Source organism: Enhygromyxa salina, from assembly GCF_002994635.1.
Classification (GTDB): domain Bacteria; phylum Myxococcota_A; class Polyangia; order Nannocystales; family Nannocystaceae; genus Plesiocystis; species Plesiocystis salina_B.
In genome coordinates this window covers 1-14,584 of sequence record NZ_PVNL01000004.1, presented here as the reverse complement: position 1 = coordinate 14,584, position 14,584 = coordinate 1, and the positions used below count along the sequence as shown (strand labels likewise).

The 14,584-nt window shown below is 68.4% G+C and carries 14 protein-coding genes; 4 read left to right on the top strand and 10 right to left on the bottom strand.

Going from position 1 to position 14,584, the window contains the following annotated elements; translation table 11 throughout:
* Positions 1–58: 58 nt before the first annotated feature.
* From ENSA7_RS00910 to ENSA7_RS42950, 8 genes are all read right to left on the bottom strand, one after another.
* On the bottom strand, positions 59–412 hold the full coding sequence (locus ENSA7_RS00910; protein WP_106087288.1) for a 2Fe-2S iron-sulfur cluster-binding protein: 354 nt from the start codon (positions 410–412) through the stop codon (positions 59–61).
* An 11-nt stretch (positions 413–423) separates the two neighbouring features.
* Positions 424–2,454 (bottom strand): Fe-S protein assembly chaperone HscA, encoded by a 2,031-nt coding sequence (hscA, locus tag ENSA7_RS00905; protein WP_106087287.1) that lies wholly within the window; start codon positions 2,452–2,454, stop codon positions 424–426.
* Between the two features lie 4 nt (positions 2,455–2,458).
* A complete protein-coding gene (hscB, locus tag ENSA7_RS00900; RefSeq protein ID WP_181232866.1) occupies positions 2,459–3,022 on the bottom strand; it encodes a Fe-S protein assembly co-chaperone HscB in 564 nt (187 codons plus the stop codon).
* Between the two features lie 7 nt (positions 3,023–3,029).
* Complete coding sequence (locus ENSA7_RS00895) at positions 3,030–3,428, bottom strand: HesB/IscA family protein (protein WP_106087285.1); 399 nt, start codon at positions 3,426–3,428, stop codon at positions 3,030–3,032.
* Positions 3,429–3,457: 29 nt separating this feature from the next.
* Complete coding sequence (gene iscU / locus ENSA7_RS00890; protein ID WP_106087284.1) at positions 3,458–3,865, bottom strand: Fe-S cluster assembly scaffold IscU; 408 nt, start codon at positions 3,863–3,865, stop codon at positions 3,458–3,460.
* 27 nt (positions 3,866–3,892) lie between these two features.
* Positions 3,893–5,113 (bottom strand): IscS subfamily cysteine desulfurase, encoded by a 1,221-nt coding sequence (locus tag ENSA7_RS00885; RefSeq protein ID WP_106087283.1) that lies wholly within the window; start codon positions 5,111–5,113, stop codon positions 3,893–3,895.
* On the bottom strand, positions 5,110–5,619 hold the full coding sequence (locus tag ENSA7_RS00880) for a MerR family transcriptional regulator (protein ID WP_181232864.1): 510 nt from the start codon (positions 5,617–5,619) through the stop codon (positions 5,110–5,112). Before ENSA7_RS00880 ends, ENSA7_RS00885 begins: the two co-directional genes overlap by 4 nt.
* A gap of 333 nt (positions 5,620–5,952) precedes the next feature.
* A complete protein-coding gene (locus ENSA7_RS42950; protein WP_106087281.1) occupies positions 5,953–8,229 on the bottom strand; it encodes a hypothetical protein in 2,277 nt (758 codons plus the stop codon).
* A gap of 430 nt (positions 8,230–8,659) precedes the next feature.
* On the opposite strand from ENSA7_RS42950, the gene ENSA7_RS00870 reads away from it, so the two are divergent.
* The 4 genes from ENSA7_RS00870 to ENSA7_RS00845 all read left to right on the top strand — a co-directional run bounded on the left by ENSA7_RS00870 (position 8,660) and on the right by ENSA7_RS00845 (position 12,964).
* Positions 8,660–9,526, top strand: coding sequence for a TetR/AcrR family transcriptional regulator (locus tag ENSA7_RS00870; protein WP_106087280.1), 867 nt, complete (start codon positions 8,660–8,662; stop codon positions 9,524–9,526).
* On the top strand, positions 9,513–10,016 hold the full coding sequence (locus ENSA7_RS00865; protein WP_106087279.1) for a hypothetical protein: 504 nt from the start codon (positions 9,513–9,515) through the stop codon (positions 10,014–10,016). The genes ENSA7_RS00870 and ENSA7_RS00865 overlap by 14 nt, the downstream gene beginning before the upstream one ends.
* 111 nt (positions 10,017–10,127) lie before the next feature.
* Positions 10,128–11,513 (top strand): NHL repeat-containing protein, encoded by a 1,386-nt coding sequence (locus ENSA7_RS00855; RefSeq protein WP_181232862.1) that lies wholly within the window; start codon positions 10,128–10,130, stop codon positions 11,511–11,513.
* 128 nt (positions 11,514–11,641) lie between these two features.
* Positions 11,642–12,964 (top strand): hypothetical protein, encoded by a 1,323-nt coding sequence (locus ENSA7_RS00845; RefSeq protein WP_146157178.1) that lies wholly within the window; start codon positions 11,642–11,644, stop codon positions 12,962–12,964.
* A gap of 9 nt (positions 12,965–12,973) precedes the next feature.
* On the opposite strand, the gene ENSA7_RS00840 is transcribed toward ENSA7_RS00845, so the two are convergent.
* Together ENSA7_RS00840 and ENSA7_RS42945 are read right to left on the bottom strand one after the other, a co-directional pair.
* Positions 12,974–14,035: a hypothetical protein gene (locus ENSA7_RS00840; RefSeq protein WP_106087275.1), complete on the bottom strand. Its 1,062-nt coding sequence runs from the start codon at positions 14,033–14,035 to the stop codon at positions 12,974–12,976.
* A gap of 1 nt (position 14,036) precedes the next feature.
* Positions 14,037–14,584: hypothetical protein (locus ENSA7_RS42945; protein WP_181232860.1), on the bottom strand; the 548-nt coding region annotated here is incomplete at its 5' end.

Sequence of the window (14,584 nt, the reverse complement as noted above, 5' to 3'; positions counted from 1 at the left end):
AGCCTGACCCGAGCTGAAAACAGTCAGAAGCCTGACCCGAGCTGAAAACAGCCGCGACTCAGCCGGCTTTGGGCCGATGCTCGGGGTGCTCGTTGAACCACACCTCGATGGACTCCTGCGACAGCTCGACGACGAGGTCCTCGTCGCCGAGCTTGACCTGGCAGCCCAGCCGCGAGTTCGGCCGGACCTCGAACGCCATGTCGAGTCGGTCCTCCTCGGCGTCGCTGGCCTCGTCGAGCGAGTCCTCGCCCTCGACCACGTAGCAGTGGCACGACGAGCAGGCGCACACGCCCCCGCAGGCCGAGCCCATCTTGACGTCGTTGTGCTCGGCGATCTCGAGCAGGCTCACGCCGGACTCGGCCTCGATGGTTCGCTCTTGATCAGGGCCGCCTCGATAGGTGACTTTGGGCATCTTGCTTGTTCCTACTGCGGATCGATGACTTCGGCCGCGTGTGCGCCACGACGCTCGTCGAGCGCGTCCTCTTCGGCCAGCGCCGACTCGATCTCGGCCAGGCTCTTGCCGGCCATCCCGGACCGCAGCGCGCGCTCCATTCGGCGCCGCGCGAACGGCTCGGACCGCTTCTCGAGCTGCTCGCGGGCCTCGTTGATCGGGTCGGCGTGATCGGCTTCTTGCATCACGCCCTCGCACTCGACCAGCGCCGCTAGAATCTGCTCGCGCTCGGTCGGATCGAGCATGCCCTCGATCGCGCCGACCTCGTCGATCGCGGTGCGCAGCGCGAGCATGACCCGGCCCATCTCGACCCGGGCCTCGGCCAGGTTGCGGGCGGCGAAGTCCTCGCGGGCGTGGTCGAGGCTGTCCATCACCAGCTCGTCGACCTCATCGGCCGACAGCCCATAAGTTGGCTTGACCTCGATCGACTGCTTGACGCCGGTCATCAGCTCGCGGGCCGTGACCGTCAGCAGCGCGTCGGCGTCGAGCTCGAAGGTGATCTCGACCCGGGCCATCGACGGCGGCAGCCGCGGGATCCCGCGCAGCTCGAACCGGGCCAGGCTGCGGCAGTGGTCGGCGAGCTCGCGCTCACCTTGGACCACGTGCACGGTCATGCCGGTCTGCTTCTCCGAGTAATTCGTGAACACCTGGCGGGCCGAGATCGGGATCGTCGCGTTGCGCGGGATGATCTTCTCCACGATCCCGCCCATGGTCTCGAGCCCGAGGCTCAGCGGCACGACGTCGAGCAGGGTCACGCCCTCGCGCTCGCTGCCCGACAGGATGTCGGCCTGGATCGCGGCGCCGTAGGCCACGACCTTGTCGGGGTCGATGTCGGCGAGCGGCTCGCGGCCGAACGCCTTTTGCACGAGCGCGCGAACCAGGGGCACCCGCGTGGAGCCGCCGACCAAAACCACGCCGTCGAGCTCGGTCTTGGCGAGGCTGGCGTCGGTGAGCGCGGCCTTGCTGGCTTTGATCGTGCGCTTGACCAGCGGGAGGATCAGCGCGTCGAGCTGCGCCCGGCTGACCTGCGTGGGCCCGAGCCCGCAGCGCTCGAGCGTCACGGTGGTGACCTCGGCCTCGCTGAGCGCCTCTTTGGCGGCGCGCGCGGCCTGCATCAGCTCCTGCTGCTGGGCCGGGCTGGGTGCGTCGATCTGGGCGAGGCCGAGCAGGTGGCCGGCCAGCGCGCGGTCGAAGTCGTCGCCGCCCAGGGCCGAGTCGCCGCCGGTCGCGAGGACCTGAAACACGCCCTCGCGCAGCCGCAAGATCGAGATGTCGAAGGTCCCGCCGCCGAGGTCGTAGACCGCGAACAGACCCTCGCCGTGCTCGCCGCGACCCTGGCGATCGAGCCCGTAGGCGAGCGCGGCCGCGGTTGGCTCGGCGAGCAGACGAAACACCTCGAGCCCCGCGATCCGCCCGGCGTCCTTGGTCGCCTGTCGCTGGGCCTCGTCGAAGTAGGCCGGGACCGTGATCACGGCGCCCGCGACGTCGTCGTCGAGCTCGTGCTCGGCCCGATCGCGCAGGACCTCGAGGATCCGCGCCGAGACCTCGACCGGGCTGACGTAGCGCGGCGGCTGGCCCGGCTCGGCGATGTCGAGGCGCACCACCTGCGCGTCGTCGGCGAGTCGGTACGGGTGCGAGAAGTCGATGTCTTTGGGCGCGCGGCCCATGAAGCGCTTGACGCTGGACAGCACCTGCTCGGGGTGCTCGACCGCGAGCGCCCGCGCAGCGCGACCGACGACCGGCTGCCCGGTGGTTGCCCCACTCCCGGCCCCACTCCCGGCCCCACTCCCGGCATATGAAACCACCGAGTGCAGCAGCACCTCGCCCTCGGCGTCGGCGAGCACCCGCGGCTCGGCGCCGTTGGGCGCGATCGCAACCAGGCTGTGGGTGGTGCCGAGGTCGATCCCGATCGCCTTGCCAGGCTTGCGCCTGCGCTTGCTCGGGGCCTCGGGCTCGGCGATCTGAAACAGTCCGCCGCCCTGAATATCGATGCTCTGCGCCATGAAATTAACCTGAGTCGGCCTCGAGCTCGTCGAGCTGCGCGCCGACTTCGTCGCTGAAGCGCTGCAGGTAGCGACGGTGCACGAACGCGCCCGCGGCCGCCCCCGTGTCACCGCGCTCGAGCGCAGCCACGCCCGCGTCGAACACCTGCTCGAGCTCGTCGTCGACCTCTTCCCGCAGCTGCTCGAGCGCCGCTTCGCCGCCAGCGGTGACGGCCTCGAGCCGCTCGCGTCGCTCGATCATCTCGATCAAGAACGACTGCTCGGGGTGCGGTGCGCCGGTCTGGGGATCGCTGGAGTCGAGGTCCACGCCCGCGAGCTTGACCAGGTACTCGGCCCGGCGGACCCGGTCGCGCAGCACCTGATAGGCCTCATTGATCGCCGAGCTGTGCTCGAGCGCGGCCCGGCGGGTGCTCGCGTCGGCGACCGCGTGGCGATCGGGGTGATAGCGACGCGAGCGAGCGAGGTACGCGTCCTCGAGCGCGCTTCGATCCAGGCGCCACGCCCGATCGAGGCCGAGCCGGGCGAAGTGATCGAGCGCGGGGTCGAACGGCTCGAGCCCCGGCTGCACACCGGCCTCAGAAGTTGACGGACTCGCCGCAGCCACAGTCGTTCTTGACGTTGGGGTTGTCGAACTGGAAGCCATGCCCGCGAATGCCCTTCTCGAAGTGGATGGTCGTGCCCTCGAGATAGATCATGCTCTTGGGATCGACGTACACGCGCACGCCGTTGGCGGCCGTGATCACCTCGTCGTTCTTGCGCGGCGGCTTGTCGCTGAACTCGAACACGTAGCTGTAGCCAGTGCAGCCGCCGCCGCGGATCCCAAACCGGATCGCCGCGTCTGGGGTGCCGCGCTTGACGAGCTGCCCCTGCATGATCTCCGCCGCAGCCGGGGTCACGGTGAGCCTCGGCAGGCCGGCAGCCGCGTGCGTGGTCGCCACCGCGGAGGCGGCGTCTTCGCTGGAATGCGTCGTCATCTGAGCTTGCACCGGTGAATTCGCTTCGCTTACTCGGGCGTGGACGGCGTGGCTTCGCTGGTGCCGTGCTTCTTTTGATAGTCGGCGATCGCAGCCTTGATCGCGTCCTCGGCGAGCACCGAGCAGTGGATCTTGACCGGCGGCAGCGACAGCTCCTCGGCGATCTGGCTGTTCTTGATCTGCATCGCGTCGCTGACCTTCATGCCCTTGACCCACTCGGTCACGAGGCTGGAGCTGGCGATCGCGCTGCCGCAGCCGTAGGTCTTGAACTTGGCGTCGGTGATCACGTCACCCTCGACGCGGATCTGCAGCTTCATGACGTCGCCGCAGGCGGGCGCGCCGACGATGCCGGTGCCGACGCCTTCGTCGTTCTTGTCGAGCGAGCCGACGTTGCGGGGGTGCTCGTAGTGGTCGATGACTTTGTCGCTGTACGCCATGGTGATGACTCCGGTGGTTGGGGGGAATTAGTGCGCGGTCCACTCGATCGACGCGAGGTCGATGCCCTCTTGAACCATCTCCCACAGCGGGGACATGGCCCGGAGGCGCTCGACGTTCTCACGAATGCGGTCGACCACATAGTCGACCTCTTCACGGGTGGTGTACCGTCCAATTGTCATGCGCAGGCTCGAGTGCGCGAGCTCGTCGTTGAGCCCCATCGCGCGCAGCACGTAGCTGGGCTCGAGGCTGGCAGAGGTGCAGGCCGAGCCGCTGGACACCGCGATGCCCTTGAGGCCCATCAGCAGCGACTCGCCCTCGACGTACGCGAACGAGATGTTCAGCGTGCCGGGCAGGTGATGCTGCAAGGTGCCATTGACGATCGCCTCGGGGATCTCGGCGGTCAGCCGCTCGCGCATGTGCTCGCGCAGGCCCAAGATCCGCTCGGTGTCGGCGGCCATGTCTTGCCCGGCGATCTCCGCGGCGGCGCCAAACCCGGCGATCAGCGGGACCGCGAGCGTGCCTGATCGGTTGCCGCGCTCGTGCCCGCCGCCGTGGATCTGCGGGGCGATGCGCACGCGCGGACGCCGACGTCGGACATACAGCGCGCCGACGCCCTTGGGTCCGTAGATCTTGTGGGCCGAGATGCTCATCAGGTCGATGTGCATCGCGTCGACGTCGAGCGGGATCTTGCCGTAGGCCTGGACCGCGTCGGTGTGGAACAAGACCTTGCGCGCGTGGCAGAGCGCGCCGATCTTCTCGAGCTCCTGGACCACGCCGGTCTCGTTGTTGGCGGCCATGATGCTGACCAGGATGGTCTCCGGTCGGAACGCGCGCTCGAGCTCGTCGAGGTCGATCAGGCCGCTGGCGTCGACGCCGAGCCAGGTGACCTCGCAGCCGTGCCGCTCGAGGTACTTGCAGGTGTCGATGACCGCCTTGTGCTCGGTCACGCACGTGATGATGTGGTTGCCCTTGCTGGCGAGGAACTCGGCGACGCCCTTGATCGCGAGGTTGTTGGCCTCGGTCGCGCCGCTCGTGAAGGTGATCTCTTTCTCGTTCGCGTTGATCAGCGACGCGACCTGCGAGCGGGCCTTGTCGACCGCCTCTTCCGCGACCCAGCCAAACTGGTGGGTGCGGCTGGCCGAGTTGCCGAAGTGGGTCGTGAAAAACGGCAACATCACCGCGACGACGCGCTCGTCGACCGGGCAGGTCGCGGCGTAGTCCATATAGATCGGGGTCTCGATGCTCATGGCGTGGTCAGCTCTTCGTTGGAATTTGTGGTGTTGGCTTCGCCGCTGCCGCGGTTGAGGTGGATGCCCGAGACCAGCTTGGGCTCGGGCAGGCCCCCGTGACGATCATCGCCACACTCGACGCAGGCCTTGGTCGACGGCTCGCCGCAGCTGCGGCAGGCCTCGAGGTAGCTGAGGCTCTCGGCGATGTCGCGCTCGAGCTGCAGCAGCTTTTGGATTTGCTCGCGGGTGTCGCGGAGCTTGCTCTGGAACAGCTCGCGCACGCCGTGCATGGCGCCCGGTGCCGAGGCCGAAGACTCGACGGCCTCGAGCAACCCGCGGATCTGGCCGAGCTTGAAGCCCATGTCCTGGAGCTTGCTGATCCAGTAGACCCGCGCGAGCTCGTCGGAGCCGTAGAGCCGAAACCCGCCGTCCGAGCGCTCGGGCGAGAGCAGGCCCATCTCTTCGTAGAGATGCAGCGCGCGCACCGTCTTGCCGGTCTTGCGCGCGAGCTGGCCAATCTTCATGCGGGGCCTCGCCCCTGTCTTGACCGCGCTCGGCTTGCCTGTCGACTTGCCCATCTGGTTGCCCATCCGGTTGCGAACTCTAACCCTCACGTGAGAGTTGAGTTGTGCGGCCAACATGACCGGGTATGGCGCTCGTGTCAACCCTGCGCATGGGCCTCGAACTGCCCGCTCGTAGCGGTCTGCGGCCACAACTGGGGTATTTGCGGGTCCCAGCCAACTCTGACGTGCACGTGAGAGTGAGCCCAAGCACGGGGCTCACCACGCACCGCCCAAAAACAAACCAGCCGGCAGTGAACACTGCCGGCTGGACTCAGGATGCGGAGGCGCGAGCGCCTACTTGATCGGGCGGGCCGGGACCTTCTTGGGGATGATCGGCGGCGGCTTGGGTGCGCCGTCGTCACCGTCGTCACCGCCAGCGGGATCGACGGGGGCCGGATCGGGGGTCGGCTCGGGCGTCGGCTCGGGCGTCGGCTCGGGCGTCGGGTCCGTCTTCTCGTCGGGCTTGGGCGTCGGCTTCGGCGTCGGCTTCGGCGTTGGCTTGGGCGCGACCTTCGACTCCTCCTTGGCCTTCTCGGCCGCGTCCTCGGCGATATCCAGCTCCTCGGAGATGTCGGTGTTGCGCGCGCCTTCCATGATCGGATACGCGAGCGCACCCGCGGCGACCATGGCCCCGACCCCAGACGCGACCAGCGCGGCCGGAGCTTGACCCGAGCGGGCCTTGTACGCCGCCAAGCGCGGCGAGGTTGGGTAGGCGGTGACCAGCGCGCCGTACGACGTGGCCGGATCGCCGCCCGATGCGACGGCGACAGCTGCGGCCAGCGCAGCCTTGCCCTCGTCGTCGGCGTGGTGACCGAACGCCTGCACGGCCATGTGCAGCTGCAGCCGGCCGCCGCTGTGGGTCATCCACATGGTCCCGCTCGACAGCGGTGAGGCGACGTCGAAGAACGCGACGACGAAGTCGGCCGGAATCTCCTCGGCGTTCTTCAGGGCGGTCTTGAGCAGCTCACGGCTCTGCGGGCTGTGCAGCGCGTCGAGCGGCATGTGGGCGATCATGCTGACCTGGTTGGCGGCCAGCGCCGAGGTCAGCGAGCCGGGCAGGTACGCGATCAGCCCATCGCTGGCCCCGTCGTTGTCCATGCCCGCCTCGGCGAGGTGACCGATCGCTTCGGGCGTGGCACCCAGGGCGAAGTTGAGCGAGTCGTTGGCCGCGAACATCCAGCCGTCGATCGTCAGGCCGGTCAGCTGCGCGAGCACGTTGGCCTCTGGGACGCCGGACAGCCCGCCGTGGACCGCCTTGACGGTCTCGCCGGAGACCTGGATGTCGACCATGCCGATGTCCCAGACCGCGCCCGGCAGGTCGAAGTCCTTGTTGATCTCGTCGTTGACCTTGGGCAGCACCGCCCCGAGCTCGGCCGCGACCGCGGGCCACGACGAGTCGTCGAGCAGCCCGACCTGCAGCGCGACCGCGGCCGGCTTGTAGTGGCCGGCGAGCAGGAACTCACCGCTGAGCTTGCCCGCCATCTCCTTGACCGATGGCGGCGCGCTTGGATCGTTGGCGATGTCCGCGCCCATCTCCTGCGCGAGCAGCTGCGGCGAGACGCTGGCCCAGATGAAGCCCGAGCCCGGCTGCACACCCCGCAACAGCTTGCCGGGCGCCGGCGACAGCGCGCCGGCCATCTCGTTGAACTCCGGGTCGGTCTGCGGCGGCGCGATGCTCATGACCATCAGGCCCGGCGGCGTCTGGATCGCGATGTGAACATCTTCTTCGGCGATGTCCATGATGATGTTCGAGGCCTCGAGATCGACGCCCGCGAGGTTGGTCGAGATCGCGGCGCGGATCGACGCGGCGCCCTCGGGGCCCGCCGCCGCGTAGGCGTCGAGGCTGGCCTGGCTGTCCGAGCACACGACGTAGCCGGCCGCGGTCTCGATCGCCTTGCAGTGCAGGTCGGGCGCGCTGTCGTCGATCGCCTTCATCAGCTTCGGCAGCGCGTCGGGTTGGTCGCCCGAGTAGATGATCACGCCCTCGCCGTCGGCGCCTTCCGCGACGACGAGGCCCTTGTCGAGGTGCACGCCGCTGCTCGAGATCGTGGCCTTGGCTGCGTCGTACTGCAGCTTGCCCATGTTGTAGATCATGCTGGCCGAGGCCAGCTCCGAGAACTCGGGGTTGCCCGCTGCAGCCTTGCTCAGCCGCTCGAGCGGACCGGTCAAGAACCGCGATCCCTCGTCGACATAGTCGAGAAACACGCTCGCATCGCGCACGACGACGACGCCGTTGTACTGGCCGTTGGCCTGCTTGGGCGCGAGCGCCAGCAAGTCGTCGAGGCCGGTCATCGGCGTCGCGGCGACCGGGGGTGGCGCGAGCGCGGCCTCGGGCAGGCCAGCTTCTTTTGCAGTCTCGAGCTCGACCGCGGCCTGCTCGGACTTCGCCTCGGGCTCGGGTGGCTTCTCTTCTTCGGTGTTCTCCTCAGCGGGTTTGTCTTCCTCGTCGGTCTGGCCGGTCAGCTCCTTGACCTTCTGGCAACCAGCGAGTCCAAGGGGTGCAGTGACAGCGAGTGCCGTGAGTAGTGTCAGGGGGATCGGTGGGGTCCAGGCACGTCGGTGTGTGCGCATGGGGCGGAGCATACTTGATCGCGGCCCCTGTCGCGCCGGTGCCACGAGCGCACCTGCGCCGCGACTGACGGCAATGCCGTCGGGACCCAACTGATTGATCTTCTTGATGGATTGACCCGGATTGCGCGCCCCGAGTCGTCGCCCTCGCGTGATTCGGGTGTGCAAACTCATGCACGTTGCCGCCAGGATTGCTGACGCTGTCCCCCGCTGCCCTGCCCGAAGGTCCTGTCATGCCCCTGCCCGAAGGTCATGTCGAGTCACTCGAGAACTGTTCACCTAGGACCGCCTGGGTACGAAAACATCAATAAATTCATTTGACTGTGAGCAGAAAGGATCGTCTCTTTGACACCTCGGTGAAACAACTTCACTTTGTTGATTCACCGTGAACCAGGTTCAGCAGCGAGCCTCTCAACTGCCACCGGTCATTCACATGCGAGAAAAGCGCAGGGAAGCCACAATTGAGCGCATCGTCGAGCGGGCGATGCATTTGCTCGAGACTGAAGGCTTCGAAGCCCTCACGATCCAGCGCCTCGCCAAGGAGCTCGACTACGCCGTCGGTGCCCTCTATCGCTATTTCCGCTCAAAGGACGCCCTGCTGGTCGCCCTGCTCCACCGGGTCATGGATCGCATGGGCGAGGACATGGCCGCGGGGCTGGAGTGGATCGACAACGAACGCGCGCAGCGGCTGGCCAGCGCGGGCCAGCCCGCTGACACGCCGCTGACCGAGAGCGAAGGCCTGCTCCGGCTGATCGTGGTCAGCAACGTGTACGTCGGCTTTGCCCAGGGTCGCCCGACCGAGTACGGCCTGATCTCCACCTTGATCGGCGACCCCCGCGAGTTCCTGGCCACCGAGGCCGCGGCGCCGATCTTCCCCGCGTTGGTGCGTCTTCAGCTCATGCTGACCGCGGTCATCAACGACGCGGTCCAGGCCGGGGCCCTCGTAAAAGGCGACGCGCGCGAGCGCGGCGTGATCCTGTGGTCCGCCATGCAGGGCGTGTTGCAGCTGCGCAAGCTCGGTCGGTTCGGCGTCGCAGGTGTCGAGCTGGCCCGGCTGGTCCCGATCGCGCTGCGGACCTTGCTGCTGGGCTGGGGCGCCACGCGTGAGCTCGTCGACGAGCTGACCCCGCGCGCGGTCGAGATCTCCAGCGTCCTCAACAAGCAGCGCGCGGCCCGGCGCGCGCAAGAGCTGGCCACCCGCACAAATGACTGTTCGACCGATGGGTCGGAGGACGGCTCCCTGCCCTCCGATCCGCCCGAAGCAGACGAGTCAGATGAGGTAAATCATGGAACGACCTGATGAACTCGAGACCCACGGCCGCCCCTCGGTCACCCTTCGCTATCGACTTCGCGACCACGAAGACTGGCTCGAGCGCGAAGTCGAGCTCGAAGCCTTCTTCGGCGGCGGCGCGGACCACCCCGAAGATCTCTTTCATGACGTCGACTGGGTCCCTCAGCACGCAGCGGTCAACCTGCTCGACGACATCGAGGCCGCCGATGTCGCGGTCACCGAGCTCACCTTCGCCAACAGCGAGGGCGAGAAGCTGACCGTCAAAGAGACGTTCTGGAACCACGGATACAGCCGCGTCATCGAGGTCATGCAGCAGCTCGGCGAGCACTGCGAGCCCTACTGGGAGGTCATCGTCGATCTGCGCCGCGAGGCCGGTGAGACCTACGAGCTGATCCGGCTCGGCCGCGAGCGCGGCGCGGTGGTGCCCATTCACCACGCGGTCTCGCACTCGCGACCCGACGGCAGCAAGCAAGACGTCACGTTGTTCCCTTCGCGCTGATCGCAAGTTCGCCAGCTCGGGGTCTAGTCGTCACCTGCTCGTTACCGAGCGCGTGCGACAAGTCGCCATTGCCGGGCTCCACGTGGATCGGTCGCGTGGTAAACGGCCAGCATGGACTTCCGCAAGATCTCGACTGTGGCTGCCGCGGCCTTGTTGCTCGGCGCGTGTGGTGACTCGGCCGCTGACGCGGGCACGGACGTCAGTGGGACTGACGTCGGTGTCGAGACCGCGGGCGAGACCGCGACGACGACCGAGTCCGGCGACGACATGAGCACCGGCGATGGCGATGGCGACGGCGACGGCGACGGCGACGGCGATCCCGGAGACGGCGATGGAGATGGCGACGGAGATGGCGATGGCGATGGCGATGGCGATGGCGATGGCGACGGCGACATGTGTCAGGGCGGCCAGCGTGGGCCGGTCGAGAAGCTGATCTGGATCGCCAATTCGGCGCAGGGCACCGTGTCGAAGATCAACACCGAGACCGGCGACGAGCTGGGCCGCTACATCGTGCGCTCCGACAGCGCGGGCAGCCCCTCGCGAACCTCGGTCAACCGCTTCGGCGACGTCGCGACCGCCAATCGCCTGGGTGGCGTCGCCAAGATCTACGCGAGCGTCGACGACTGTCCGGACACCAACGGCGTCCCGGGCATCCAGACCTCGGAGGGCGGCAACATCCTGCCCTGGGGCGAAGACGAGTGCCTCGCGTGGTTCACCGACATCCCCCACGGCGACAACCGCCCGGTCGCGTGGACCAACGGCGTGTTCAATGAGCAGACCTGCGAGTGGGAGGACGTCAACGTCTGGACCTCGTGGTCCGACTGGGCCGGTGGGACGGCCGCGGTCGCGCTGCTCGATGGCGAGACCGGTGAGATCATTCAAGAGGTCCCGATCCCCGATCTTCCCCAGCCGTGGCCGACATGGTTTGGGTTCTACGGCGCGGCCGTCGACGCTGACAACAACGTGTGGCTGTCGCAGCTGCAGGGCGCCAACCCTTCGCCGTCGTGGGTGGTTCGCGTCAACATCGACGACTTCAGCTACGACTCGTTCGAGGTCCCCGAGGAGGGTGGCTACGGCATGACCGTCACCTCCGAGGGCTACGTGTGGATCTGCGGTCGCTCGACCCGGCGGCTCAACCCCGGCACCGGGCAGTGGACGTCGGTGCCCCTGGTGGGCGGTGGCGTACACACGGGCGGCTGCATGGGCGACGGCAACGGGATCCTGTATCGAGGCAGCTACGCGCAGATCCACGGGATCGACACCACGACCATGCAGGTCGTGCGCACGCTCGACGTCGGTCAAGGCGGCGACGACTTCATCTGGGGCGTCGCGGTCGACTTCGACGGGTTCGTGTGGGGCGTGCCTCGCAACGGCAGCCGCGCGTACAAGGTCGACCCCGACAACAACCAGATCGTGACCACCGTCAATGGCCTGGTCGGGGCGTACACCTACTCGGACATGACCGGGTTCGCGCTGCTCAACGTCAATCCCGGCTGATCCGACGGGTCGACCTGGGGGGCTGACGCCACGTGACCGTGAGTCCTCCCAGCTCACCCGCGACCAAAACCGCTGAGCGACACGGCTTCCTCCGGTAGGATGGAGGTATGCGTCGAACGCCGTTAGCTTTGCTCCTCACTTGTCTCGTCTGCACCGCCTGTCCAGGTGGCGGCGACGAGACGCCCGCCCAGACCGGATCCGAGACCGGTGACGGCGATGATGATCCTGGCGACGGTGACGGCGATCCGGGTGACGGCGACGCCGACTCTGGCGATGTATGTGGAGACGGCGTCGTCACCGGGGACGAGGAGTGCGACCTCGGTGACGCCAACGCGGACACCGGCGAGTGCACCAGCAGCTGCACCATGGCCGTGTGTGGCGACGGGCTCGTGTACGCCGAGGCCGAGGCCTGTGACGGCGCGGGCGAGACCGCGGACTGCAACGCGAACTGCACAGTCGCGGCTTGCGGCGACGGCATCGTCAACCCCAGCGCGGGCGAGTCGTGCGAGGGCACTGTCGACAACAACGGCAGCTGCGACATGTGCCAGCTCAACTGCGACGCGGACTACGCCAACTGCAACAACAACCCGGCCGACGGCTGCGAGATCTTGCTGTGCGCGGGTGGGACCTGCGACAACCCTCAGCTGCAGCCGGGCAGCGTGGAGTTCGACTACACCGGCGCGCTCGAGTTCTTCACGATCCCCGCGTGCGTCAAGACCCTCACGATCGAAGCGCTCGGCGCCTCGGGGGGCTCGGGCATGAACGTTGGCTACCCCGGCGGGTTTGGGGCTCGCATCAAGGGCGATTTCGACGTGAACGCCGGCGACGAGCTCACGCTGCTCGTCGGCGGGGCCGGGCTCGACGCGACCGACGAAGCGGCGCAAGGCGGCGGCTCCGGGGGTGGCGGATCGTTCGTCGCCGACGCCAACGGCGATCCCATGTTGGTCGCGGGCGGTGGCGGCGGGGCCAACTACGTGACCATGGGCGGCACCCTGCTCGCGCCCGGCGGCGACGGCCGGACCGAGCAGGCCGGTCAGCCCGGCGGTGGCGACAACGGCGGGGTCGGAGGCAACAACGGCTCGGGCGGCGGGACCCTCGACTGGGCGGGCTGGCACGGCGGCACCGGTGGCGGCGGCTTCCTGGGCGCGGGCCTCGGTCCGAGCAACGGCAACCCCGACGAGGGCTCGCCAAACCAACCTGGTGAGGCGTTCGTCGACGGCGGCGCCGGGGGCATGGCTGGCGACGGCGGCGGCCGAAACGGTGGCTTCGGCGGCGGCGGAGCGGCCGGGTTTTGTGGTGGTGGCGGCGGCGGGTACTCGGGCGGCGGGGCAGCCGGGACCGCGACCGACGTCGTGGGTGGCGGCGGCGGCGGCTCGATCAACCTCGGGGACAACCAGGACAACCAGGCCGGAAACAACTCGGGCGACGGCATGATCACGCTGAGCTGGTAGCGGCGAGCATCAGGGGATCAGCGGGGGTGGGCTCCAGTCCGGGAGCCCAGCCTCGGCCGCGGTCACGCACGTGCCGTCGTCCGCGGTCAGGCACCGCCCCTCGCTCGCGCACTCGGGATCGCGCAGGCAGCCGACCACGCTGCTCGGGCTCCGTCCGCGATCATGGGCGCAGGCGATGCCCTTGTTCTCGCAGCGTCCGAACGCCTTGCACTCGAGGCTGCGCTCGCAGTTGCCCGCATCGCCGGCGCCACACATGACCGCGGGTCGGCCCACGACCGAGCAGCGCCCCTGGACGATGCAGGCGAGCGACGCTTCACACGCTGAGGCGTCGGTCGGCTGACAGGTGCCGTCGATCCGCGCGCAGTCGCCTCGCTCCCAGCACAGCTGCCCGCACTCGGTCCGGCCGTCGTAGCAGCCCTCGCCCCCGCTCACGGGCACGCACCAGCCGTTCATCTCGCACATGCTCGACGCCTCGCACTCGGCCGGGCTCCCGGCCACGCAGTGATCGCCCGCCAGCGTGCACTGGCCTGCCTTGCGGCAGTCGCTGCTGCGTTCGCAGTGCGTCGGCTCCGTCGCCACGCAGAACCCGTCCACGAGCGAGCACGCGCCCTCGAGCCGGCACGCAAACGTGCAGTCGAGCTCTCCCTTCACGCAGCGCCCCCCGGTCTGATACACGCACGTGCCGTCGCGCTCGCACCCCTCGGTCCGCTGGCACCCCGAGGGCTGAATCACGCACTCGCCCCGGACACCAAGGCTGCACTTTGCCTCGGTCTTGCATTGCTCGGACGCGCGGCAGTCTGCGTCGGTCAACGCCACGCAGCGGCCTGGTTCGATGCCATCGTAGAGGTGACACCTGCCCTGATCCGCGCAGAGCTTCGAGCTCGCGCAGTCATCGGACGAGCGCACGAAGCAGCGCGCGTACGCGTCGCCGGCCTTGTAGGTCCGCCGCCCGCACTCCCCGGTCTCCTTGCACCGCTGCTCGCACTTGGGGAACAGACCGCCGCACTCCGGCACGCAGCCGCTCAGGACCGCGACCACGAACACCCAGGCGACCCGTGTCCGCGTGCGCATGTCAGTAGACGGCCCCATGCAGGGTCACGCGCACGCGCTTGAGCCCGACCTTGCCGCTGCCGCCCCACGGATCGATGCGCACCGCCTGGGTCGCCGCGCCCGGCACCAGGCAGTTGCCAAGATCCACGCCGACCTTGTGGACCTCCCACGAGTGCGAGATCTGGGCGTCGGGCACCCCGCAGCCGTTGAGCGGGTTGCTGACCTCCATCGTCGCCGACGAGCCGACCGAGATGCTGCGGCCCTCGATGCACACGGTCGCGTAGTCGTAGTCGACGAGATCCTGCAGGCCCATCATCAGCTGCCACGTGCCCGAGATCGACGCGACGATCCCGATCGGATCGTTGGTCATCGAGTTGCCACCGAACTCGAAGATCTCCGGCCACGACTCCTGGCCCCACGCCCACTCTGGCTCGCCCCAGCCTGGGGTGTCGGAGTAGGACCACGAGGGCGAGCTGACCGAGCCGAGCTGCCAGTACTCAATCTCGACCCAGGGTCCGTCGTTGGGGAAGTCGCAGGCGTCGTAGGTGATCGGGTCGCCGTCGCCGTCCC

Coding starts and splice junctions, on each gene's coding strand:
- ENSA7_RS00895 (WP_106087285.1), bottom strand. CDS start 3,428: ATGACGACGCATTCCAGCGAAGACGCCGCCTCCGCGGTGGCGACCACG.
- iscU (WP_106087284.1), bottom strand. CDS start 3,865: ATGGCGTACAGCGACAAAGTCATCGACCACTACGAGCACCCCCGCAAC.
- ENSA7_RS00855 (WP_181232862.1), top strand. CDS start 10,128: ATGGACTTCCGCAAGATCTCGACTGTGGCTGCCGCGGCCTTGTTGCTC.
- ENSA7_RS00840 (WP_106087275.1), bottom strand. CDS start 14,035: ATGCGCACGCGGACACGGGTCGCCTGGGTGTTCGTGGTCGCGGTCCTG.
- ENSA7_RS00885 (WP_106087283.1), bottom strand. CDS start 5,113: ATGAGCATCGAGACCCCGATCTATATGGACTACGCCGCGACCTGCCCG.
- hscA (WP_106087287.1), bottom strand. CDS start 2,454: ATGGCGCAGAGCATCGATATTCAGGGCGGCGGACTGTTTCAGATCGCC.
- ENSA7_RS00870 (WP_106087280.1), top strand. CDS start 8,660: ATGCGAGAAAAGCGCAGGGAAGCCACAATTGAGCGCATCGTCGAGCGG.
- ENSA7_RS00865 (WP_106087279.1), top strand. CDS start 9,513: ATGGAACGACCTGATGAACTCGAGACCCACGGCCGCCCCTCGGTCACC.
- ENSA7_RS00910 (WP_106087288.1), bottom strand. CDS start 412: ATGCCCAAAGTCACCTATCGAGGCGGCCCTGATCAAGAGCGAACCATC.
- ENSA7_RS42950 (WP_106087281.1), bottom strand. CDS start 8,229: ATGCGCACACACCGACGTGCCTGGACCCCACCGATCCCCCTGACACTA.
- ENSA7_RS00880 (WP_181232864.1), bottom strand. CDS start 5,619: ATGAAGATTGGCCAGCTCGCGCGCAAGACCGGCAAGACGGTGCGCGCG.